This is a genomic window from Sporosarcina sp. P1 (assembly GCF_002743155.1).
GTDB lineage: Bacteria > Bacillota > Bacilli > Bacillales_A > Planococcaceae > Sporosarcina > Sporosarcina ureae_B.
On sequence record NZ_PDYS01000008.1, the window covers coordinates 98,022 to 122,390 of the forward strand.

Below are 24,369 nucleotides of genomic sequence, written 5' to 3' on the forward strand. Positions count from 1 at the left end.
GAAAATAGTAAGTAAAAAGTATTTAGAATTCGGAACCCCGACTAATTAGTTTAATGCGACACTAGTGGAATAATTGCTTCTCTATATGAATATATGGCTGATTTGTTTGACACTTTAATTTTGTCACTCTATAATTTATTTCATATACGGAACCAAGTTTCTCATTTTACAACCGAAGGGAATGTCTGCCATGGAACCGAAGGATAAAGTGCCCGCCGTCGATACGGCGATCCGCATGCTGAAGCTTTTGACAAAGGAGGAATACCGCGAATCTACATTGACTTCGCTGACAAATGCGCTGGAGATCAACAAGAGCACTTGTCTGCGGATCCTGAAAACGTTGGAGTACCATTCATTTCTGACGTACAGCGAGACAAGCAAAACATACTCGCTCGGCACGGCTCTGATTCCGCTCGGACAGCGCGCCAAAGAGCTGAACGACTATATCGTCACCGCAAGTGCTTATCTGCCCGAACTGGCGAGGCTCGGCCTCACTTCCGTCCTCGTAAAGAAAGGACGCGGCAGCGATCTGATCTATGTGGCGAAACAGGAGCCGCCGCTAAAGATCCGCCTGACAATCTCGACCGGCGATTCATTCCCGATTCCGGCAGGTGCGCTCGGGAAATGCTTCTTTTCCTATCTGCCCGAAGAAGAAGCCGACCAGATCGTCGAACAGGAACTGAATAATGGCGTGCTTCCTATCTACACACCGAATTCCATCGTCACGCTCGACCAGCTCAAAGAGCAGCGCACGGTCATCCGGCAGGAAGGAATCGCCGAAAGCCATGAAGAATATTCATTGGGTTTCTCCGGATTCGCCTGTCCGATCTTCGACAGCTCCCGCAACATCGTCCTGGCGCTCGGCGTCTACCTGCCGAGCTCCTTCCGAAATTATATGGAGGTCGGGGAACTGAAGGATGCCGTCCGGAAAACTGCCCAGGATATTACGGATGCCATCTCCGACATCAGCTGACCGATCGAAGGCCGGTTTCCGGGATACCGATTCACTTATGGCACGATTCTTGCAACATACATTCATAAAAGCCTGCCAGCCCGGGCAAAATATTTCCGAAAAGAGGGATGTCATATGGATAAACGATTTATGAATAAAACCGCCCTGGTCACCGGAGCGGCAAGCGGTATTGGAGAAGCAGCCGTCAGGGCCTTTGCGGCGGAAGGGGCCAATGTAGTGATTTCAGATATATCTGCGGACGGACAGAACTTGTCCGAGGAATTGAACCGGCAAGGCGGCAGCACTGTATTCATCCAGGCGGATGTCACAAAAGAAGAGGACGTCAAGCGCATGATCGATGCTGCCGTCGACCGCTACGGACAATTGGACGTATTATTCGCGAATGCGGGTATCGGCGTTCCCTCTCTCATCCATGAAACCTCATTCGATGATTGGAAGAAAGTGATTGACGTGAATCTGCACGGTGTGTTCCTGTGCAATAAATACACTATCACGCAAATGCTTAAGCAAGCTGCGGGCGGTGCGATCGTCAATAACGACTCCATACACGGACTTGTCGGCAGGCAGCGGACAGGTTCATACAGTGCAGCTAAAGGCGCAGTGAAGCTGCTCACACAAACGGGCTGCGCGGAATACTCCAGCAGAGGAATTCGCATTAACAATGTCAATCCGGGTTATATCGAGACACCTTTAGTCGACAGGCTGCCGGAACCTGTCAAGCAGGAACTGGTGAAGCTCCATCCGATAGGAAGACTCGGCAGACCCGAAGAAGTCGCCAAAGCGGTGCTGTTCCTGGCCAGTGATGATGCTTCCTTCATCACTGGCGCCAGCCTGGTTGTAGACGGCGGCTATACTTCCGTTTAACAGGACAGTTTGTGCTGAATAACAGTAACCTAGGAGGGATACAATGGAAAGACTGAAAGGGAAAACCGCTGTCATTACTGGGGGAGCCACAGGAATTGGCAGGGAAACAGCCTTGCTTTTCGCAAAGGAAGGCGCACAGGTGGCCATTACCGATATCGACGAAGCCGCCGGGCAGAACACATTGGAAGAATTGCGGCAAATCACCGGCCAGGCCACTTTCATCAAGCATGATGTCAGCAGTGAAGCGGATTGGATTACGGTTGCCGCCGCCCTGAAAGCCCGCTTCTCACGCGTGGATATTCTATTTAACAATGCTGGAGTCTATGTAATCAAACCGATTCGCGAGATCGAATTGGAGACTTGGAACCGGGTAATGTCGATCAATGTAACCGGCGTTTTTCTGGGAATCAAGCACATCGTCCCTCTGATGGAAACAGCCGGGGGCGGATCCATCATCAACGCCTCCTCCATTGCGGGGCTGATTGGCGGACCGGGCCATTCACTGTACGGAGCCAGCAAAGGAGCCGTACGCATCATGACAAAAGATGCTGCAGCGGAATATGCCAAAAGCCGAATCCGCGTCAACTCCATTCATCCCGGCTATATTACGACAGGCATGGTCGATTACGCTTCGGAAACATCGGGCAAAACCCCAGAGGAACTGGCAGCCGCTTACCCGCTCGGTCGCATGGGAACGGCCGATGAAGTCAGCAGGCTGGTTCTGTTCCTGGCATCCGATGAGTCTTCTTTTTGTACGGGCTCCGAATTTGTAATCGACGGAGGAGCCGTGAATATTCTGTAAACAGGATACGTGATGCTTGACCTGTCATTAAAATTCAGTCCTACTATAGGAAATGCCTTTTGAACAAAAATGGAATTCCTTGATTCGAAAAGGAGTCGGTTTAATTAAATATATGAGTCCCTGTGAATAATGATTGGAAAGGAAGATCTTTTATGTTATTTTACATTCGCGCTTCTGTGCAGCAGAAGCATCTGACAAACGAGAAGCTCTGGGCTCGTTGAGAAAAAGAAGTCGCAATCGGCAGAAAAGCGCTCGAAGCGGGCAAACTTGTGGGCGCATACAAAGTGGCGGGCAAAAAAGAGGTGATCCTGATCTATGACGCCGATTCGCATGATGAACTCGACCGGGTATTCACCGCCCAGCTGCCGCTGGCAGATTACATCACTATCGAGGAAATGACGCCGATCCGGCCGTATCTGGATTTCGGAGAAGACGTCAAGAAACGCTTGAAAAGCCATTGATTTCAAAGGAGTTGAAAAATATGAAGCATGAGAAAATCACATTCACGAGCGAAGGCGTACCCTGCAGCGGGCTGCTCTACAAGCCCGAGGGGGAAGGCCCCTTCCCTGCAGTCGTCATGGCGCACGGATTCAGTCTGGTAAAAGAAGTGTTCTTGCCGGAATACGCGAAGAAATTCGCAGATGCAGGGCTCGCGGTTCTCGTCTTTGATTACCGGAACTTCGGGGAAAGCGGCGGAGAGCCAAGGCAATTGATGGATCCGCAGATGCAGATCGAGGATTACCGCAATGCGATCTCCTGGATGGCATCTCAGGACTTTATCGACGGCGGGCAAATCGGCATCTGGGGCAGCTCCTACAGCGGCGGCCACGTGCTGCAGATCGGAGCGGCCGACCGGCGGGTGAAAGCGATCGTTTCACAGATTCCGACCATCCGGGGAAGGATCGGGATGGAAAAGAAGATGGGAACAGAACATGTGGATGCCTACAGGCAGAGATTGATGGATTACCGGCAGGCACGCTACGAAGGCGCGCCGATCGAATATGTACAAGTGGTCAACGCTGAAGGAAAGAACTGCGCGCATACACACCCAGAAGCCTTTGAGTGGTTCACGCAGAAATCCGAGAAAATGGCGCCGTCCTGGGAAAACCGGCTGACGCTCGAATCGATGGAACGGTATATGGAGTACTTTCCGACCACAAACGCTGACCTGATTTCCCCAACGCCGCTGCTCATGGTCGTAGCAATGAAAGACGGCATCACGCCGCCGGGTCCCGCCATCGAAGTCTTCCGTGAAAAGATCGGAGAACCGAAGAAACTCGTCCAGCTGCCGAAAGGCCACTTCGATCTGTACGACGGCGAAACATTCGAACGCGCACAGCAGGAAGCAGCCGACTGGTTCACCAAACATCTCATAAAGGAGGCGGTCAGATGAGCACCGACTACATCAAGCCGAACATGACAGAATGGCTGGAGCAATTCTGCTACGAAACATCCACCAAAGTGCGCGTCTGCGAAACCGACCTGTACGCGCACGTCAACAACACCAGCTACGGTCTGTATTTCGAGCAAGGCCGCGCCGATTACCTCGAAGCACTCGGCTTCTACGAAGAAAACCTGATGTTCGTCGTCGGAGACATCTATTGCCGCTACCACAGCGAAGCATACGTCCGAGAAGAACTCGTCATCAAAGTGCGCACCGCCCGCTTCGGCACCAAATCCTTCACCATCGAAAGCGCCATCCAGCGCAAAACAACCGGCGACGTCATCGCCACAGGCTGGGCCACCCTCATCGTCATGGACAGCAAAACCAAAACCTCCATGCCCATCCCCCAATGGGCAAAACAGCGCATCATCGACAACGAACGCACCTTGCAAACATCCATATAAGTACAGGTGCCAGATCCGTCACATCCTCGAGCCGGTAATGCAAGGACTCATATGTGATCCAGGCATCGAACTCCTCACTTTCCTTCCACAGATCGATCAATCGCCTCCGCACTCGAAGTCACCGAACGCCCGATATTCCGGCTGATCCCCGGAATCAAATCCTTCCGTCCCGCCAGATCCTCCCACAAACCGAGCTGCCCGGCTCCGTTCACGTCAATAATCTTTACACCGTCCTTGGTCAAATCCTCCAGCGACTGAATCTGCTTCGGATTGCCTTTGCGCACCAGAATCCCGGCAGCCCGCGGATAAAGCTCCCGCTGCGACTCCCCGTCAATCAAATCGGGATACTCCAGCATCAGATCACGCAGCATATATTCAGAACCTCCGAACAGCAGATCCGCATTCTTCTCGGCATCCTTGATCCACTTCTACTTCGGTCCCGTCGTCACCTCCACCTGGATTTCGGTTTCATTCGAAAACTTCTTGGTAGGCTCCTCTAACGGACCAAGCGGACCACCGGGACCATACACACGCACCACATCATCAGCCATCCCTTGCCCGGCAGCATCACCGGCCGGCTCATCCGAAGCGCAGCCCCACAGCGCAACCATCGCCAGCATGCCCAGTACCATCATCCATCTCTTCACCTCATCTCCTCTCCACTGAATAGTCACTAGACTACTAGAAACAGGCGGAATAATCTAACGACTCGCTGTTCCTTTCTCTGTAGAATGCCAGGTCCCGACATAACTAATAAACAACTCCGAATAGTATATAAATCGTTTGGGGACCTGGTACCCAAATCAGCATACTTATTCAAGTACAGGAAACACTACTGACTAGAGAAGAGGTGATATAAACTGAAACGGTTCTGGCTTATTTCTTTTATTGCTTGTATAGGAATACTTTACTTGGTTCTTTTCACCAATCATTTTGGAACAAACCCGAATCGAGTAAGCACTGTCGCCGCAACTAAAAATGACAATGACAGACTGACGACAGAATTAGAATCATTCAGCAAGGCGCATCATATCCCCGCGGTGGATGCAAAGGTCGACAGAGTCTGGAAAGCCATCCCCGGTTACAATGGACTGGAAGTGGATCTGAAAGCCAGTTACAAAAAAATGAAAGCGACTGGTAAATTGGATGAAGCAAAAATCGTGTACAAAGAAACTTCCCCCTCTATTCATTTGAATGATCTAGGCCCACACCCCATTTTCAAAGGAAATCCCGATAAACCGATGGTGTCTTTTTTAATTAATGTTGCCTGGGGTAATGAATATATTCCTGAAATTTTGGATGTACTAAAGAAGCATAACATCCAAGCCTCCTTCTTCTTCGACGGTAGCTGGGTAAGTAAAAATCCCGATTTAGCTAAAATGATTCACAATGAGGGGCATGAAATTGGGAACCATGCTTACAGCCATCCCGATTTACAGCAGAAATCAGAAGCTGAAACAATGGAAGAACTGAAAAAAACAAATGATGTCATCATGAAAACACTCGGGATCACATCGCCCAAGTGGTTCGGCCCGCCCAGCGGCAGTTTTAATCAGCAAACGGTTGAAACCGCAAGCCAGCTAGGAATGCATACAGTTTTATGGACGGTTGATACAGTCGACTGGAAAAAGCCGGCGATCAATGAAATGGTCAATAGGGTCGTATCTCAAGTGGAGAACGGCTCGATGGTTTTAATGCACCCGACTAAACCTGTAGCTGAAGGAATGGAAGATATGATTACACAAATCACAGAGAAAGGTTTTCGTCTGGGGACCGTCAGTGAACTGATGAATGAAAAACGTGTGAACGGCACAGCATGGGATGATGAATGAGGTGACTATGCAAAACAAAAAACTCTCCTGACCGTAACCGGTTCGGAGAGTTTTTTTACAAACGGTACCACAAACGGTACCAGGTCCCCACACAACTCTAGTTCAATTCAGAATTGTTTCCAAGTTGTGTGGGGACCTGGTACCTAAAGAATACGTTTCGCAATCTGTCTTAATTCTAAAAATGCATCTACCAAATGATTGGTTAACTTCTGCGCATGATGTGCTTCATCAGCATTGGAGGAAATATTAATAGAAATCGTTTGATCCAATAAAATATAAGCGAGTCCAAAACCGCCTTCAACGACTGGGCCGAATATCCGATACTTTACATTGTCATAAGCCATACCACTCGTCGAAATAAAATCATGACGCATTGTCAAATAGCCAGCGTCGGAAAATAGTGCAGGAGTATCCTTCATACCGATGTCTCCACCATGTAACTTATACATTTGCTCCAGGCCATACATATGTCTTTCAACACCGAATCCTTTACGGCATGTTATGATTCGATTTGTATGAGCCGCGCTCGCCTTTTGCATTAAGGTATACAACACTTCATTACTTTCTGCACCGCTTTCTAGCGCTTTCACCAAGTTCAGCTTCTCCATACTGGTCGCTCTCGCACATTCTGTTCTTCCCTCATAAAATGCACGGACTGAAACGGGTTCATAAACGCTTCTACATACGCCAAACGTTCTGTACTGTGCAATTTGTAAGGCCATATGAAAAAAAGCGTCCGGACTAATATTCATGTTTTTGATTTCATCTGAACCAAAGCTGTTGAAAGTTCGCGTTTTAATAGAAAACTCTTTTTTGGCTCTCGCATTATCTTTTTCGAATCGCATTAACGACTTCTCAATTTCCGCAGATAATTCCCATTGTTGTTTTTCCATTCGAGTGGGTTCAGTCGTATATATTGTTTCAGGCTCTTCACTTTCCAGGCCTTCATTTACATAGCTGATGACAGCAAATATCGTCGTACCATCAACCGATGAATGCTCGATGCTATAACCCAACTCACCTTTTTTAGTGAGGATTACTTGGATGGTTTTATCAAAGTATTTGTTCGTTCCATTTAACATTAAGTTCTCAATCGCTTCTTCCGAATTACTACTTTCCTCATCCATAGACAAGACAATTAGCGAATCCGCTATCGTTTGTAGAATATCCGCATTCACTTTAGATACGGTGAGTTGATCATATATCTTCGCAGCTTCGTCTCTTTTGGCAGTTGTAAAAATCCCTACGTTGTTGCCTTCACTTTGCTCTTCTTGAAAGGATCTTTCAATAGCATTTGCGATTTCACTGCTTTGATACATTTCTCCTTTACTATTGGTTACGTTCACTTTATAAACATTTCTTTTATATAAAAGAATGACATGGTTATTTCTTTTCTCGAATGCCGCCAGCCTAAATTCATCTCTTTCGACTCTCGGAATGCGAATGGACTTAAAAAACTTCTTATATTGACTCATATCTTGGGGCACGCCATTTTGTATGACTGGCGCTACTTCGCCATCAATTATTAAATGATATAATTCCGTGACTAAACGGCTTACCCTTCCGGCAAGTTCGGCACGTGTATATCGATTTTCATGCTTTTTATTATCTAATAAAATATTGAAATGCATGCCTGTTGGTAAAGGGTCGCGAAAATTTAAATACATATTATCCCATAAAGGCTTGAGCCAACTACCTTCCATTTTGCTATCCCATTCGCACAATTTTTTTTGAAGTCTTTCTGCGTCTCCATCCACTTTGAAGAAATGGTTAACAGCCTTCGTAGTTTCTTTAAGTTGTTCATCGTTTAAAAGAGGTTCAACCCATTCAAGCAGTTTCTCCTTTGTACTCGTTAACGGCGGTATTGGTAAAGATGGTAATTCATTTTCGTAAGCAAATGTCTTTTTTATAATAATTAGTCCCTTCATGATTCATTTCTAAGCGATTATCATTTTTCACGCTAAAAAGAAGATCGGATTTCCAATCTTCTTTTCGAGCAATTTATTTGTTGTTGTTTTAGCATTCAATAAAATCGTTTGACCGAAATCGAATTTCAATCGCGATATGTACTGATAATAATTGTAAACAGTTGGTTTAACAAAATCAAACATTATAACATTTTTACGTTCACGATAACAATAAAGGTACCTGTGCCTGAAACTTTCATGATGGTTTAAATGACCATGTTTGTTTCTCACACAAGCACCTTATTTCCGTTGCCTTTAGTCCTCTTTACCTGTAAACCAGTTCCGTCCCCACCTTTCAATTTCTTCCCAAAACTCTTTTTTCTTCTCTTTCTTTTCTCTTTCTTCTTTTGTCTTTTTCTTCTGCTTATTCAGCTCTTTTATTTCTTCATCAATTAACGACAAATCAAACTTCTTCACAGTCAATTCGCTGGATGACTTTGAAACAACTTGCGCAAAAATGGGCGGTGCGGTAACGCTACTAGTGGAGGTTAAATAATGGTCGGCATCTGTTTGATCATATCCGAGCCAGACCGCACCGGCAATATCCGGTGTATAGCCAACGAACCAATGATCTTTTGAACCGTCCACTCCTTCAAACGGGAGCTGTGTAGTGCCCGTCTTCCCCGCCACATCTATACCGGATATTTGTGCTTTTTTCGCAGTGCCTTCCGTAACAGCCCCTTGCAGCATATAGGTCATTTGCTGGGCGACTTCCGCATCTGTCACCTGTACAGACTTTCCTCGCCACTTCCCGAGCACTTTTCCTTCCGAATCTTTTATTTCTGTAATCGCATGGGCTTCCTCCATCACTCCATCATTCGCAAACGCAGAAAACGCTTGAGCCATCCGCAAAGGGGAGGTTCCTTTGTTCAGCCCGCCAAGCGCCAATCCAAGCGTACGGTCCTTTTTCTCTAATGAAATTCCAAACCGTTTCGCCGCATCCACACCGTTTTTGATACCAATCTGATCCAACAGCCAAACGGCAGGGATATTATACGATTGTGCGACTGCATCGTACATCGTCACTTTCCCTCTATAGTTCTGATCAAAATTTTTCGGAGAGTAGCCATCCATATCGATCGGTTCATCTACAAGCAAATCCGACAGATGGTACCCGTTCTCAAGTGCTGGAGTATAGACGGCAAGCGGCTTGAACGCAGATCCAGGCTGCCGGATAAGGTCCGTCGCATTATTGAAGCTTCCATGCGTATATTCTCCTCTCCCACCGACTAACGCCAGGATCCCGCCCGTGTTAGGGTTCAAGAAAACAGAGGCACTCTGCAACAGTTGATCTGGCGTGCTCTTTGGAAAATACCTATCATCCGCATACACTTCTTCCAGTGCATTCTGGACTACCGGATTGATTTCTGTCGTAATATGCAACCCGCCGGACAGCACTTCATTTCTCGTCAAATCATACCTATTAACCGCCTCGTCCACAACACGATCGATATAATACGGATATTTCGCTTTATAATCTGGCACTGTCGAATCAGCCAGTGCTAGTTTCTGTCCAATCGCTTCATCGTATTCTTCCTGACTAATATACTGTTCGCGAAGCATCAACGACAACACCAGATTGCGCCGATTCACCGACTTTTCCATATTTTTCGTAGGCGATAAATGCGACGGCGCTTTAATGATGCCTGCTATTGTCGCAGATTCGCTTAACGTCAATTCACTGACATCCTTACCGAAATAGGTCTGCGCCGCACGTTGAACTCCCCACGCCCCGTCGCCAAAATAAATTTGGTTAAGGTAACGTTCCATGATCTCCTCTTTCGAATACACCCGTTCAATCTTCTTTGCGAGGATCAGTTCTTTGAATTTACGTGAGTACGTACGCTCCTGCGTCAAAAAGACATTTTTCGCAAGTTGCTGCGTAATCGTACTGCCCCCTGCCACGATTTTACCTTTGAATGCGTTCTCGAGTAAGGCGCGTCCCATCGTAAAATAATTAATGCCGTGATGTTTATAAAATCGCTGATCTTCCACGGAAATGACTGCTTCGATCAACGTATTCGGAATCTGGTCGATCAATACACCTTCAATATTTGAATTCGAAACCTTACTGATGATTTCTCCGTTCGGATCGTAAATAACCGTCGATCTAGGTGCGGGCCCTTCAAGTTTACTTACATCGCTGAACGTTATGAAGACATTCAGTACGAGTAGTGTGCAAAGAACGGCAAGCAGTACACTGATGGATACGAAACGGATGATCTTTTTCTTCAGGCTAATTTTCTTTATTGGCGTTTTTTTACGCTGTTGTTCTTTATATTCGGATCTTTTCATATAGGTTTCACCTGCTTTATGCTGCGGATTTTTATTGGTAGTATACAGCATAGTATAGACGATGGAGGTGTTTGAAAGTTGCGGATTTTGTCTTTTGGGGGATTTTGGTACGAGTGTATGTAAAAAAGATAGTACTCAGAAGTTGTTCTTTTTGATAATATCTTAATAAAAATACCTGTGCACGAAACTTTCATGATGGTTTACACATTCACGTTTGTTTCGCGTACAGGTACCTTATTTAATAATTAAGTTCGTAAATTTGTGAAGCAGAAACCTGAATCAAACCATTCAGATCACGGACCTTTATTTCCATGCCAGTGATCATACCTGATACCCCGTCCCCCACTTCACCCGTAAAATAAACGGGTTTTTCAAACTCCACTTCAACTGTGCCGACTTTCTTAGCTGTAACATGAAATACATTCGTTCCGGGATCTCTTGTAATTTTTGCAATGTATTCCGCATTTTTCGTGACAACAGTGTGCTTCCCGATATTTCGTGCCGCTATCTTATCATAATATCCATTCTTTTCAAACAGCTCTTCCACGTTGAATGTATAAGACGGCCGCTCTCTCAGCACATCCATGTCGTAATGAAAATAAGCATGCTCCGGCTCTTTCACATGAATCGCATAGCGGATTTCTTCACCGCTCCCCAATTGAGCAACGGCATAATAGTTGCCCGGCTGGCGAATCGTGATACAAGTCTTTTGATCCTCTTTGCATATATGGAGAGCTGCGTCACCCTCTAGCAATTTACCCGTTGCTGAATACAGTCTGACTTTCTTGATTTTCTCAGCTTTAGACAATTCCAGCGGTGCCTCTGTCGGCAAGTAATCATCTGTTTGCTCAATCGATAGTTTCAGTCCGTCCGCTGTTTTTTTAACATGTACATAATATTTCCGGTAGATATCTTCATCTTCATTCATCGGCGAGTCCCCGTTATATCCGCTGACATTCAGTGTCGCAGTTCCTTCTTTCAGTGCCATAAGTTGCAGTCTACCCGGTCCATACGCTGTGTCGCGAGCGACAATCGACTCGTACACGTCCTGATCCTCTTTCCAAATCACTGAATATATTCCGTCCATCCCAAGCTCTTCCGGTTTAAATGAAACCATCGCAGGTTTTTCATCTTCTGTTGCTTTCATCATTTTGGCTGCTTGCCCTCTCGTCACCGGCTGATTCACACCAAAACGGTCGGGCGCAATGCCGCCCGCAATTCCAAACTGGTGAAGTATCAAAATGCTGGCACTGTGAGACTGGTTGCCCGCGACGTCTTTAAACGGATTTTTCATTCCGTAGAAATCATAACGCGGCAAATCGAAAGCTTTTACAAGAATAGAAGCGAGCTGTCCCCGTTTCACTGGATCATTCGGACCAAACCGGCCATCTTCATAACCGCCAATGACATTTGCCTGCGCCAGTGCGGCAATTGCCTGATAAGAACCGTTTGTTTTTGCCACATCCTTGAAATGCGGATCTTTCACGTTTGAAGTGTCCATACCTGTCAGTTTCACAATAATTGCAGCAGCCTGTCCGCGTGTCACTGGATTGCCGGGCTTAAATGTTCCATCTGGATAGCCACCAATGACATGCCGTTCCGCCAGTTCATTCACCGCCTGCGCAAAATGCTTGCTCGCCGGCACATCAGAAAATATTTGTTCTCCAGCGGCATAGCCAGCAAATGGAGAACTGCACGCCAGCACCAATGCGCCAAACATCGTTATAATTTTCTTCTTCACATTTGTTATCCTCCCCATCATGGATCTGTTTGTCGATTCATCGTACAGACGGAGATGTCTGGAAAAAGTTTCAATCTTTTTGGAGATTTCTTTTTAAAAAACTTATCATTGGGGTTTTGTTTACCTATGCATTAGTAAAAGGTACCTGCGCGTGAAACTTTTATGAATGGTTAAAAATTCATATTTGTTTCTTGCACAGGTACCTTATTTTAAACAGAACGTCTATTTACATTTTTGAATAGATGTCCTTCATTTTATTTTCGAATTCGATATACTTCGTTTCATACCCTTCAAGATGTTCACCGCTTGTCCCAAACTTCTCCACTACTTCTGCTGCGGCCGTCTTTAGTTTTTCGAAGTCTTCAGTCATGCCAAGTTCTTCAATTTCTTTGTGGAAATATCCGATATATGTAATTGTAGATTTAGCAAGAAATTGTTCAGCGTGCGCAAAATTCTCTCGATAGTCAGAGCCCTCTTTCATGCTATTTACGGAGTCTTCAACGAAACTTTTCACGCTTGAATATTCCGAGAAGAAGGCTTCTTCCAAGTCGTCGGTTTCTTCATTGAATTCGTTGACCATTGGTGGACGTTCCATCACTTCGACTTTTGACTCATTGTCTTGTGCCGGCTCGACTTTTTGCACTGGTGAATCGACTTGCTGCGTTTTTTCGTCATCCGTTCCGCAACTCGCTAACAATAGCCCAAGGATCACAAACGATCCCAATGCATGATTCATCTTTTTCAATTCAAACTCCCCTTCCATTTTTACTTTATCCTAACATATTGCTTGAAATTTAAAATACCTGCGCGTGAAACTTCCATGAATGGTTAAACATTCATGTTTGTTTCTCACACAAGTACCTTATTTTAATAGAATCCTGTATTCCGAATTTATTGAAGGAACGGCGCCATTAATACTTTTCCTGTTCCGCGGTAGACATTTACCAATCCTTCGCCTGAAGCCGCCGAACCCATAAGTGTTTTTCCAGAGCGCTCGACAGTAAATTCTAAACCGCCTGACCAAGCAATCGCCATATTCCCATCGATTTTCAACTCATCATTTTCTAACTCGATTTCTATAAGTTCCTCTCTCGAAACGGAAGATTCCAGTGCAATTGTTCCTTGTCCAGTAAGTCCAAGATTGAAAAGACCTTCCCCACCGAGTGCAGCAGAAGAAAGATTTGAGCGCATTACGGCCTTATGTTTTAATCCTGAATCACAAGCTAAAAAGAGTCCGTCTTCAATGACGAGTGACTGATCCCACTCGTCAACATCCAGTAGCAAAATATGCTTGAACGTAGGTTCTAAAACAAGTGTACCGGTTCCCGTGTATTCAGGTTTAACAAACGGTACCAGGTCCCCACACAATTTGGAAGCTATTCTGAATTCAAACAGAGTTGTGTGAGGACCTGGCACTCGCTTTCTTCCAATCAAAAAAGAGCTTCCTGATCCAATTCGATCAGAAAGCTCCTCTATTTACTTGATTCAACTAATACCTACTTTACGTAATAAACAGATAAACGGTTTACTCTTTGAACAACAATGCTTTACTAGTCGGATAAGTTGGGAACTGATTCATCGGAATCGTCCAATCTTGCTCCGGTACAGTAAATTCGTATTTATTCACTAACTGGTCAGAAAAGACGCGCATGCTGTGAAGAGTAATCCATTCGCCCGCACAACGGTGCATTTCTCTGAACTTCCCGCCACCTTGTGCAATCATTTCATATTGCTCTTCATAAGAAATATCTTTCGCTTTCCCTACATATCGCCTACTGTCAAACTGTTCTGGAGAAGCGATAGTTCGCTCATCATGGTTACTTCCGTAAAGATCTAGCACTACCCAGCTATCTTTCGGAATCAAGTACCCATCCACTTCTACATCCTTCACAGTAATCGCAGGTAGCATAGGGAAAAATGGATAGTAACGACGCATTTCTTGAATGAAAGAATCTTGTAAGTTGTCAAAATCAGCTTTTAACTCTTCAAAAACATCTTTCTTAGCGAAAAGCGCGTGCCCCATCAATGCCACCCAGACAGTTAATGCTACAGTTGGACGAATGATATTTAACAGCTCAACTGCTGCTACTTCCACCGGTAACAATTCTCCGTTGAGATTAGTCGCATTGGCAAAAACATACAAAGCCAAATGTTCTTTTCCTGGAACGGGGTGCTTTCTTGCTTCTTCTATGAGATCCTGAGCCCATTTTTCGGACTCCTTGCGATCCGTCATTCCTTTTACATGATCAATTGGAGAAGTAACCGCGCCACTAATCATGGAAATTTGGTTTCTTGCAAGCTTTTCTACCATTTTTGTATCAAACTTTTCCAAGTTAATACCAGCCCATTCCGAAATGGTAGTAAACAACACTCTATTGGCGAGGTCAAATAACTCAAATTCACCGTGCTGTTTGTCTAGCTCCTTTGATACATTCTCCGCTAACAACTCACGGTACTCTTCCATTCTATCGGGAGTCATCAAATCCATGAAATAGTTCTTGCGATGATGGTGCTCTTCTCCATCTAACGTCTGTACACCGTCTTCACCAAACAAAGTTTTCAACACTGGTTTAGGCATGGCGCCAGTTCGTGTAAAGTACTCCGGATTATAAAATGTACGAGCAGCTTCTTCCCCGTAAATGGCCGTGATTTCCTTCGTTAAAAAACTAGCTTTTACAACGGGTGCACTCACGTCTTCACGCAACTCACCTAAAAGATTATATCCTGAATTGATCAGTTCCTTCACATCAGTTAATTTAACTTTTGTTTCGGGTACTTTTTTCATTCATTCTCACTCCTGTTATATTTTCATATATCACGTAATAGATTCATGCGTTACTGTCCTATTACCTTATATGTACTCTGATAAACATTAACAAAAGGTACCAGGTCCCCGCACAACTCTAGTTCAATTCAGAATTTTTTCTAATTTGTATCGGGACCTGGTACCCACTCAAAAAAAGCCATGCACCGAATAAAATATATTCGTTGCATGGCTAAAGTAGTTTTTATTAGTTAGTATGGTTTAAGAATATGTCCCATAAAGTTCAGCATTGTCATTGCTGCTATCCGAGTCGTGGCGTCAGTAGAATTATATTGAGGAGCAACTTCAACTAGGTCAAAACAAACGATGTTTCCTGTTTCAGTGATTTCAATTACAATGTCATTTGGGAAATTGAATGAGAAACTTCAGGTGAAGAAGACCCTGTATCCGTAGCTAATGATATATCAAAGCAGTCAATTTCGATCGTAACATAGTACTTGATTAAAGGCCGTGCGTGAAACGTGCATGATGGTTTACACATTCACATTTGTTTTTCACACAGGTACCTTTTTATAAAGCTTCTACGCTCCACGTCTTTTTTGTCTTTTAGTTCCGCACCCGCTTGACAAGGCCGTATAGCTCGTTACCTTTTCCGTCCGTCTTCTGAATGAGTCCAATGTCTTTGGCGTAGTATTCGATGATGGTTTCTTTGTTCCACCATAAATAGTTCTCCACGACAAGTACATCATGATACTTTATGCCATGTACAGATTTCACCGCATTTGTGGAATTAATCCAGATATCGCCGTAGTCTTCCGGTCCTATGCCGTCATCTTTATGTGTCTGCATCACAGCAAATGGATGTGCAAGATAAGTGTCAAAGTGCATCCAGTCTTCAGCGCCCGCCCCGTAGTGAGACTTATTTTGCATATATCCGATGCGCGGAACCTCTTCATACTCTGTTTCATTTGTAATTCTCCAGTAATCCAACCCATTTTCTTTATTGATACCTTCATGATCATAGCGATACATACTTTCACCGTCTGTATAGTAATACGTATAATCGCTGTTTGGCAATATATTCATTTGTTTCACCGTCATCGCCCGAGTAAGAAATGCCGCAAAGTGTCCCCGTGTGATCAGGTGCTTCGGCTTAAATTTACCATCGGGATAGCCAGTTGCTACGTTATTCGTCGAAAGACGCATGATATCAGTATAAAACTCTGATTTTTTGCTTACATCCGTATATGTTGGCTGATAATCTCCCTTGTCCAGCACTTTCAATTGAAATGCTTTACTCATCAGACGTGCCATGAACGCACGGGAAATACTTGACTCCGGTTTGAACTGATCCGCTTTAGAAAACAATCCTGCCGTGTAGGCTGCCGCGATTTCTTTATAGTATGGGTGATTTTTCGGTACGTCACGGTAGCTAGGATCTTTCAAATTATCTGTCGGCAGTTTCAGCGCTTTGACAAACATCGCAGCTATATGCTTTTTAGCAATCGGCTCGTTCGGCTTGAAACGACCGTCCGGATAGCCGCTGATAATTCCTTCATCTGCTAGATAATTCACTTCCACGTATAGCGAGGTTTTGTATTTTTTCATATCTTTAAAACTAGCAGCCTGCACCCCCTTCCCCATCACTGTTACTGCCAGCACGCTGATTAGCAACGCTGTCATCCATTTCTTCCACACGCCAACCGCCTCCTTCTCTTTTTTGCATGCTCATTATAAATATTGAACCGTAAGATTAAAGGTACCTGTGCCTGAACCTCTTCACAAAGATTTTCTCACTTCAACAACATCTGAATCTTCTCCGCCAATACCGTCTTTCTAGTCTCATAAAACACATCAAAATCGTCAATCTCAAGTGATACATCATTCGCGATCATCGCCTGATTATGAAAATCTTTCTTCTGGTCATCATTCATATCATTATAATAATCAATGAGACGCATATCGCTCTTACTACCGTTGCTTCTTCCTTCAAGTAAATGCAAGTTGGGTAGCCGGTTACGATTACCTCTCCATGTTTTCCAATTGTCGATACTGACTGAGACGGGTTTCGCTTCATTGAATCTATTGTCAGGATGCAAGTGATCTTGTTCGTATTTAAAGTTTTTGTTAGTCCAGTCGAGATTCAGATAATACATGACTTCCCCTGCTACTCTACTGCCTTTTTCCATGTTTAGTATATCCTCGATTTTCCCATCTGTGATTCTCAAATCATTCATTTGATCGAGCATTTCAATAGATATCTCATAATCAAAACTGTTGATATTGCTCTTCATTTGCTGTAGTTTTCCTGTCGTTCCGGATTGGAAGTAAGTGAAAAATATAGCTCTAAGCAAATAGGACCGAACAGCTTTTAAATTCTTTTTATAGTCAGAATTATAATATACGTAATAGACAATCGGCAGTAACACGTTCCAGCTATTCGCAAAACGACTAACATCAATTTTCATTTCTTTAAGTAACTCTTCCACATTGAATAATGCGGTTTTGAAACCTTCCCAATCATTTTTCAGATTTTCCGCGATTTTCTTATTAATATTGGACTTCACCACATCACCGTACAACATAAGAGCCGCACGAATAATGAAATCCGTATCAAACTTATCATAAGAATTTACGAGTATTTTGCCGAATTCTGTTTTCGCACTTGGCCAATAAGCCTCTAGGATCGACATGGTAATCTCTGATTTACGCAATGCCTTTCCTCCGCTGTTAAACCGTACGAACATCTCTAGCGCGTCATCCTGTTTCATATCTTTAATTTCTGTATACCGGATTAACTTCTCTGTAAATATCTTATTATATAATTTGTTCAAGATATCTCGGGCATAGTCTTTACTGTCTGCCGGTACATTTACAATCGCCTCTTCAATTGCACTTTCTCTTGTCGTTTCATCACGAAAATTGTCATCCAAAATGTTTTTAAGCTCGAATTGCGTTGGGCTTAACTTACCTATTTTATCACTGAACTTTATATCAAACTTTTTGCTGTTATATTCTTCTTCATCAACGGCAATTTTGTTTTTGTTTAGTTCAATAAGAAGCTTTGTTAATATCCGGTCTCCTGTGTTCCTCCTAGCATTCTTTGGACGTAAATTTGCTTCTCCAAACAATGATAAAAAGAGTGATGTCAGACGTTGCTGACCATCTAATACTGCTGTGTCAGTATCTTCAACGTTGATACCTGTCAATTCATAGTTCGCGGTATCGGCTTGCTTCCTGCTGTCAAACGTGACGCTAGATAAGAAGTTGCAGAAGTATGTATCACCCGTAACATTAGATTGATCTACATTCCAAAAAAGGAAAGTCGCAATTGGATAATCTAACAGTATGGAGTCCCATAGCTTTTCGATTTGCTCCATCCCCCACACAAACTGTCGTTGGAATGCAGGCATTACATACTTACCTTCCTCAATGTTTTGTAAAGCTTCGTATATAGTAATACTACTATCAGATAATCTACTCATGAGAGTTCCTCTCCATTCCAGTAATCCCACTTTTTCTCGTTATATCTATCATAATCCAAAAGAACTGAAAAGTCTGTACTATATTAAATCCTCTTAGTGAAATATACCTGTGTATGAAACTTTCATGATTGTTTAAACATTCACGTTTATTTTTACGCAAGCACTTTACTTTTCTATGAAACAGTGAGACTGTATGCCAGCAGTAGCCTAGCCAATCCGCAATATAATTTCTTTTTCATTTCTTTATTTTCCTGTGTTTACGCACTTCTTCGCGCTATAGACGTAGGTTATTGTATATAGTTTCATATTATTTTTAAGAAATAAAAAACGATAAAGCAACTGATTTCCACAGTTTCTCTATCGTTTTGATTAATAGGTATCTTATTTTTTTAACGCGTCTCCGTAAGGATACTTGCAACATTCATTCAGAAATACTATATGCGCTCTTTTATCTATTTAGAAAGGCCATGTATCCTTTTCTAGAAAACTCTCTATATGAAGTATGAGGAGTACTAAATAGATACTCCTACACCACTTTACTTTAGGGGGACCACCATATGAAATTATTAATTAACGAAGATCCGATTCCATTATTACCTTCATTGGCAATGAAAGTTGGATTAAATGCTGCGCTATTCTTGCAACAACTTCACTACCGTTTGAACATTTCAAAAAACATCCGTGACGGTCATAAATGGGTGTTCAATACGTATGACGACTGGATGGAAGAATTTCCGTTTTGGTCGCTAAACACGATTAAACGAATAACGTACGACTTAGAACAAAAAGGTTATCTGATTTCCACTTCCAAGCACAATAAGATGAAAATCGACAACACAAAATGGTACCGAATCGATTATGAAAAGCTGCCATTTTCCTATACGTCAAATGAGATATTCGTAGACCCAAAAGTGGACGCTCCACCACCCCAACATGAGACGACTATCAACTCACAATTAGACGCTGTGCAAACCCACACTGGTATGAAGGCGTATCCCACTATGGGAGGGCCTATAACCAAAGAACTTAAGAATAAAAAGAATAAAACCATTGTCGAGAAGAATCTCGACGTCGCACATTCTGTTATTGAATACCTAAACGACAAAACCGGAAAACATTTCAAAGCGGAGTCCGCTGCTACCCGTAAATTCATCAACGGTCGAATCAAAGAAGGCTACACACAGGAAGATTTCATCCGTGTCATCGATCTAAAGACCAAGCAGTGGTTGAACCACCGTGAATTTAATACGTTCCTTAGACCATCGACTTTGTTTAACGCAACGAATTTTGAAAACTATAGTAATGAACTAGTCGTGGCAAAGAAACCGAGAAGAGAATCATATGTTCCACCAGTTCTTGATTTTAGTGTTGGTGAGAAGTAAGCAATAGTTCGAATAGTAATGAAGCTATCAAGTTCACACAGAACTTAGCGAAAGGTACATGAGCGTGAAGCATTCATGATTGTTTCACACCGACACGTTATTTTGCTTCGACTACTACTTTCACTTTATCTACCACTCCACAACTTTACTTTCTTGCTGGCGTGGCGTTATACTTCTTCCGCACCTGCTGCAAGTGCGCTTTCTTGATCAACTTCTTTTCCTCTTTCGGAAGATCTGCAAGCTGATCCAGGGTACTGATTATACTGTTCACCTGATTGTCAGTGAGACGAGGTCTATCATCTTGCTTGATTGCTTTCACCAATCCACGATAATGGACAACATCAGCTGACCGGAACGGTTCTTTGAATTTAAATTCAACTTCGTTAGAGAAGGCGATGATGGAGCATGCAGGCAGGTTAGGCAAGTTCAGACGGCTTTTGAGCGCTTCAATATGACCGTAGTTCTGCCGTATAGGATTGTAGAATTTCTGTTTGTTTTTATAGATGACCTGCGTCCAGTATTTCTGATTTTCACTGCCGAAGATCCATCCTTTATAGTGTTTTGTTTCGATGACGTGCAGGCCATATTTAGAGACAACGACATGGTCAATCTGCGTCAATCCATACTGTGCGTCCTCGACGTAGAGATCGTGATAAGCCCGGTAGTCTTCGCCTAGTTTTTTGAGCCGTTTCTGCACGGTTCGCTCACCCACAGCGCCTCGCCATTTCGGCAGCTGTAACTGAACGACGGTGGTAAGAATCACCATGACAACGAGGAACCAGAAGGCTTTCAATTTTAGGATATATAATAGGGTGGCAAAAAATAACTCCATTTTGTATTCGCTCGCTTTCCAAATCTTATACATTTACTTGTTACTCTTTTATTACCGAGGCACTAGAAATAAATCACGATACTCTCGATAAAACATTTTTACGTTGGAATCTATTTCTGCTTGTCACTTATCCAAATCGACCCCTACTTAAAGTTTCGAATCAAAAAAGTACCCGTGTGAGAAACTTTCATGACTGTTTCAAACATTCACGTTTGTTTTTCACACAGGTAGCTTTTCAAGATGTTTTTTCTACATTCCTGGCGGGACTTCAGTGTGGCAGAGTGGATGCTGTACCATTTGAGGTGGATTGAGGTGAGCCGGGTCTTAAGCAATAACTAAGGCGACTTAGAATCGTTTTCGGATTGTTTAGGGACTCGATCTTTTTTATTCATCTATCTATTCCTTATATGAATAATTTAGTTAAATGTAAGCCAAAATAAAAGTACCTGCGCAAGAAACTTTCACAGAGCTACCTTACACTGAGGTCCTAAAACAACTAAACTTCAATCTAACTTACTAATTTCTAATTTTATTGCGGTCTTTTCAACATCTGAACTTTTTGGAGTTTCAGTAAATCTTACACTGACATTTCTATTTTTAATCTGCTCAAACAATTCGGGAATAAGTTTCTCAACCTTTGCCCTATTTTTAACGGAATAATGTTTGCCATTACCTATCGTTTCCCAATCATAGAGAGCGTCGAAATATATGGCATTGGGATTTTCAACACAATACGCTCCAGCGATCTCCGCACGATTCATACCTGCTCTCTGGACAGGTCTAACATTAGTGTCAATCGTCTTTATAAGGTCGCTGGGTTTAAATTTACTCGTTGGATTTTTGCTATAAGGTATCTCAAAGAAATTCCTAAGTTTTGATAATTCTTCAAATGACAGAAAGGTAACAATGTTAAAATTGTTCTGTATAGGTAGGTTAAAAGTTTCTTGCGTTCCTGCTTTGACAAAAAAGAGGTTTCTATTTTCATCTTCCGCTATAAATAAAAGAGTAAATCTGTTCTTCTCAAAATGAAATTCAAAAAGTTGGCTAACACTGCCGTTTGGAACCATTTCACTTTCATAATAATGTTTAAGGTTATGTGCAATAGTCATTATGATCGTCTCCTTTCAACATCATTTATATTAGGTACCTATTACATGGAATTTTCATGGTTGTTTAAACATTCTCGTTTGTTTCTAACAACAGGTACCTTTTTTAAGAAAAGAGGTACTTTGAATTGCTAAATAGCACTTCAAACAGATGTAATTTACAGATTAAAGCAACAAGCAGAATACCCCTGTTGTCAATCAGTCAATTTGGTATATTAATAAACAGTAATCCGGAAAGCTAATAGAACAACTGTTAATTGGAGGGGTATTTATTAAAGACCATAAAAAAGAAAAAAGGAACTTTATTGGATCGATAATCATTGTAATACTTCCAATGATTATCGGTATATTCTTAAAAATATTTCCTACTCATACATTTGCTCATGCATTTGCAGACTACCTTTTGATTGTTCCCCCTGTTTTTTTAATGCCTGTCGTGTTCGTTGCAATGTCTCACAATAAAGATGTAACACCAAGAAATATGTTAATAGTACACATAGCTTTCACAACCGTTTCTGGAGTTGCATTGTTCTTAACCTCTTTTAAAGATATAGCATCAGAGTATTGTACAGACATTGAGGTTTTGTTTACCTGTGCATCACACAACTCTGGCACTATTCTGAATCGTTCTAGAGTTGTGTGATGCAGTAGGCTATTTAAAGGTACCTGTGGGTGAAACTTTAATATTTGTTTCTCACACCGCACTTATAAAAAAATTTGGTGCTATAATCTATATCCTACTTCTCTATGCTTATTCCTTCTTAAATTCCTTATCAAATTATGTACGTCTTTCTTGATTATTCTCTTATCTTGTAAGTCATTTAATAAAGAATCATTCGCAGGTATTATTGAAGAATGAAAGTTAGTGCCTATAGAGATATACTTATATTCATTTACTCTATAGTATTCATCTACTTTGACGTCCTTAAGACTATATACTTGATCTTCAATTTCTACATATCCTGAATTAAGGCAATGAGGTCCTACTATATGTTCATCGTTTATTATTAATGCATAATAAGTCTCGTTTCCATTTATAACAAAAGGTTCATTTTCATCTATTTCAATTAAGATTAAATCATCATAACCACTATTTGTATACAACCATATTCCCTTGATTTTCACTTCTCTATAATCCAACAAAACTGTTCTATTTCCCAGATACGTCAGGTTACTGAAGCTACTATCACCCATTCCAGTGTTATACTCAAGTTTACACCTGAACTTACGGTTGTTAATATTTTCCACCAACCTTTTTATATATTTCTCATCTTCAACGAACTGTAAACCTTCAGAAACAGACGGGCATGTAGCACTAATAACATCATTTAATATATTCATTTCTTCAAAAGGATCAACTTTTCTTCTTAATTCCTTAATTTCAGTAATATGTTTATAAACATCATCAATATTTTGATACCTTTGTTCGTGGTCATTATAAAGACACTTATTTAATACTATTTCAATAACTTCTACTTCTTCTGATTTAAAAGCATCAGTAATTCTTCTTCTATTTGTTCCTCTATGAGTTGTTCCAAATACATACCATTGGCAAACTTGTGCTAAAGCATATATATCCATCGAATGGGCAGGAACAACACCCTTAATTGCTTGTTCAGGAGCTGAAAACTCATAATTTGCTAATCTTTCTCCTACTACGGTTTCTGCTTTTAATGTATATAACTCAGGATTATAGTTAGCAATTCCAAAATCAGTTAAAACAAAATCTATTTCTTTTGTTACTAAAATATTTTCAGGCTTAATATCCCTATGTATTATTCCATTTTGGTGTATTTTATGTAACGTATTAAGTAAAAAATAAAATAGTTTTATAAATGTCTCTTCATTTATTTCGGGAGTATCACTTCTCATTTTTTTAAGTGATTTATCGTACCTTTTCATAATAATTGCCGGAACCAAGTAGCCTCCTTCTAAAAAAAGTTCTTCATAATTTATATAGTTAACTATGTTATTACGATCTTCCAATAGAACAATATTAAAATATTCAGCTTTAAAACGTTTTATTTTCCGCTCGCTATTATCTTCTACTAGAAACTTTATGGCAACCTCATGATTGTTCTGAACTCCCCCATAGACAAGACCGTTCCCGCCTTGACCTATTTCCTTCAAATTAGAAACTTCACCTAATGACAAAATAACTGATTTTTTATTTTGCTTTACAAAACGTCTTAATCTTGTCAACAAATTAATATCTACATCTTCTTTAGACATAATATTCTCCCTTCACACTATATATTTATCCAATTTATACTACTTTCACAAAATTAACCTACCACAATGGCTATATCAGAAATGGTGATTTTTTTAATGCAAATCACCCCAGTTAGATGCTGGAAAGCGGTTCACGGAGTTATGTCTTCGCGACTTCCTGCAAAGACATTTTTTTATTTAAACGGCCATTCAACTAACTGGAGTTTCACGTTTATTTTGAACCTTGAATTTCGTTCATCAACTTTT

At 42.1% G+C, this 24,369-nt stretch carries 22 protein-coding genes; 8 read left to right on the forward strand and 14 right to left on the reverse strand.

Annotated elements, in window-relative coordinates; genetic code table 11:
- Positions 1-190: 190 nt before the first annotated feature.
- The 6 genes from CSV73_RS09805 to CSV73_RS09830 all read left to right on the forward strand — a co-directional run bounded on the left by CSV73_RS09805 (position 191) and on the right by CSV73_RS09830 (position 4,487).
- Positions 191-973, forward strand: coding sequence for an IclR family transcriptional regulator (locus CSV73_RS09805; protein WP_158232334.1), 783 nt, complete (start codon positions 191-193; stop codon positions 971-973).
- Positions 974-1,087: 114 nt separating this feature from the next.
- Positions 1,088-1,837, forward strand: a complete 750-nt coding sequence (locus tag CSV73_RS09810; protein ID WP_099627406.1) for an SDR family NAD(P)-dependent oxidoreductase — start codon at positions 1,088-1,090, stop codon at positions 1,835-1,837.
- 43 nt (positions 1,838-1,880) lie between these two features.
- Positions 1,881-2,639 (forward strand): SDR family NAD(P)-dependent oxidoreductase, encoded by a 759-nt coding sequence (locus CSV73_RS09815; protein WP_099627407.1) that lies wholly within the window; start codon positions 1,881-1,883, stop codon positions 2,637-2,639.
- Between the two features lie 236 nt (positions 2,640-2,875).
- Entirely contained in the window at positions 2,876-3,100 is a 225-nt protein-coding gene (locus CSV73_RS09820; protein WP_099627408.1) for a muconolactone Delta-isomerase family protein, read from the forward strand.
- Positions 3,101-3,120: 20 nt separating this feature from the next.
- On the forward strand, positions 3,121-4,032 hold the full coding sequence (locus CSV73_RS09825) for an alpha/beta hydrolase (protein ID WP_099627409.1): 912 nt from the start codon (positions 3,121-3,123) through the stop codon (positions 4,030-4,032).
- The gene (locus CSV73_RS09830) at positions 4,029-4,487 is read left to right on the forward strand and encodes an acyl-CoA thioesterase (RefSeq protein ID WP_099627410.1); all 459 of its coding nucleotides are present in this window, start codon (positions 4,029-4,031) and stop codon (positions 4,485-4,487) included. The genes CSV73_RS09825 and CSV73_RS09830 overlap by 4 nt, the downstream gene beginning before the upstream one ends.
- Before the next feature lie 74 nt (positions 4,488-4,561).
- On the opposite strand, the gene CSV73_RS09835 is transcribed toward CSV73_RS09830, so the two are convergent.
- Both CSV73_RS09835 and CSV73_RS09840 read right to left on the reverse strand, forming a co-directional pair.
- Positions 4,562-4,858, reverse strand: a complete 297-nt coding sequence (locus CSV73_RS09835; RefSeq protein ID WP_099627411.1) for a substrate-binding domain-containing protein — start codon at positions 4,856-4,858, stop codon at positions 4,562-4,564.
- A gap of 57 nt (positions 4,859-4,915) precedes the next feature.
- Positions 4,916-5,122, reverse strand: coding sequence for a hypothetical protein (locus CSV73_RS09840; RefSeq protein ID WP_099627412.1), 207 nt, complete (start codon positions 5,120-5,122; stop codon positions 4,916-4,918).
- 276 nt (positions 5,123-5,398) lie between these two features.
- On the opposite strand from CSV73_RS09840, the gene CSV73_RS09845 reads away from it, so the two are divergent.
- On the forward strand, positions 5,399-6,319 hold the full coding sequence (locus CSV73_RS09845; protein WP_233202872.1) for a polysaccharide deacetylase family protein: 921 nt from the start codon (positions 5,399-5,401) through the stop codon (positions 6,317-6,319).
- Positions 6,320-6,462: 143 nt separating this feature from the next.
- Here the strand turns inward: CSV73_RS09845 and CSV73_RS09850 are convergent, their stop codons facing one another.
- From CSV73_RS09850 to CSV73_RS09885, 9 genes are all read right to left on the reverse strand, one after another.
- Positions 6,463-8,247, reverse strand: coding sequence for a choline/carnitine O-acyltransferase (locus CSV73_RS09850; protein WP_099627414.1), 1,785 nt, complete (start codon positions 8,245-8,247; stop codon positions 6,463-6,465).
- Positions 8,248-8,541: 294 nt separating this feature from the next.
- Complete coding sequence (locus CSV73_RS09855; protein WP_099627415.1) at positions 8,542-10,581, reverse strand: transglycosylase domain-containing protein; 2,040 nt, start codon at positions 10,579-10,581, stop codon at positions 8,542-8,544.
- Positions 10,582-10,819: 238 nt separating this feature from the next.
- Positions 10,820-12,322: an S-layer homology domain-containing protein gene (locus CSV73_RS09860; RefSeq protein ID WP_158232336.1), complete on the reverse strand. Its 1,503-nt coding sequence runs from the start codon at positions 12,320-12,322 to the stop codon at positions 10,820-10,822.
- A gap of 226 nt (positions 12,323-12,548) precedes the next feature.
- Positions 12,549-13,067: a hypothetical protein gene (locus CSV73_RS09865; protein ID WP_143560945.1), complete on the reverse strand. Its 519-nt coding sequence runs from the start codon at positions 13,065-13,067 to the stop codon at positions 12,549-12,551.
- Between the two features lie 146 nt (positions 13,068-13,213).
- On the reverse strand, positions 13,214-13,756 hold the full coding sequence (locus tag CSV73_RS09870; protein ID WP_233191786.1) for an AIM24 family protein: 543 nt from the start codon (positions 13,754-13,756) through the stop codon (positions 13,214-13,216).
- A gap of 91 nt (positions 13,757-13,847) precedes the next feature.
- Positions 13,848-15,107 carry a cytochrome P450 gene (locus CSV73_RS09875; protein ID WP_099627419.1) on the reverse strand — a complete coding sequence of 420 codons (1,260 nt, stop codon included), beginning with the start codon at positions 15,105-15,107 and terminating at the stop codon, positions 13,848-13,850.
- Positions 15,108-15,337: 230 nt separating this feature from the next.
- Positions 15,338-15,484 (reverse strand): arginase family protein, encoded by a 147-nt coding sequence (locus CSV73_RS16960; RefSeq protein WP_143560950.1) that lies wholly within the window; start codon positions 15,482-15,484, stop codon positions 15,338-15,340.
- A gap of 208 nt (positions 15,485-15,692) precedes the next feature.
- Positions 15,693-16,784 carry an S-layer homology domain-containing protein gene (locus CSV73_RS09880; protein WP_099627420.1) on the reverse strand — a complete coding sequence of 364 codons (1,092 nt, stop codon included), beginning with the start codon at positions 16,782-16,784 and terminating at the stop codon, positions 15,693-15,695.
- Positions 16,785-16,879: 95 nt separating this feature from the next.
- Positions 16,880-18,571, reverse strand: coding sequence for a DUF262 domain-containing protein (locus CSV73_RS09885; protein WP_099627421.1), 1,692 nt, complete (start codon positions 18,569-18,571; stop codon positions 16,880-16,882).
- 557 nt (positions 18,572-19,128) lie between these two features.
- On the opposite strand from CSV73_RS09885, the gene CSV73_RS09890 reads away from it, so the two are divergent.
- Positions 19,129-19,953, forward strand: a complete 825-nt coding sequence (locus CSV73_RS09890; RefSeq protein WP_099627422.1) for a conserved phage C-terminal domain-containing protein — start codon at positions 19,129-19,131, stop codon at positions 19,951-19,953.
- A gap of 145 nt (positions 19,954-20,098) precedes the next feature.
- Here the strand turns inward: CSV73_RS09890 and CSV73_RS09895 are convergent, their stop codons facing one another.
- The 3 genes from CSV73_RS09895 to CSV73_RS09905 all read right to left on the reverse strand — a co-directional run bounded on the left by CSV73_RS09895 (position 20,099) and on the right by CSV73_RS09905 (position 24,123).
- A complete protein-coding gene (locus tag CSV73_RS09895; RefSeq protein ID WP_099627423.1) occupies positions 20,099-20,818 on the reverse strand; it encodes a nuclease-related domain-containing protein in 720 nt (239 codons plus the stop codon).
- Positions 20,819-21,288: 470 nt separating this feature from the next.
- Entirely contained in the window at positions 21,289-21,894 is a 606-nt protein-coding gene (locus CSV73_RS09900) for a DUF6037 family protein (RefSeq protein WP_099627424.1), read from the reverse strand.
- A gap of 720 nt (positions 21,895-22,614) precedes the next feature.
- Positions 22,615-24,123, reverse strand: coding sequence for a protein kinase domain-containing protein (locus CSV73_RS09905; protein ID WP_099627425.1), 1,509 nt, complete (start codon positions 24,121-24,123; stop codon positions 22,615-22,617).
- Between the last annotated feature and the right edge of the window lie 246 nt (positions 24,124-24,369).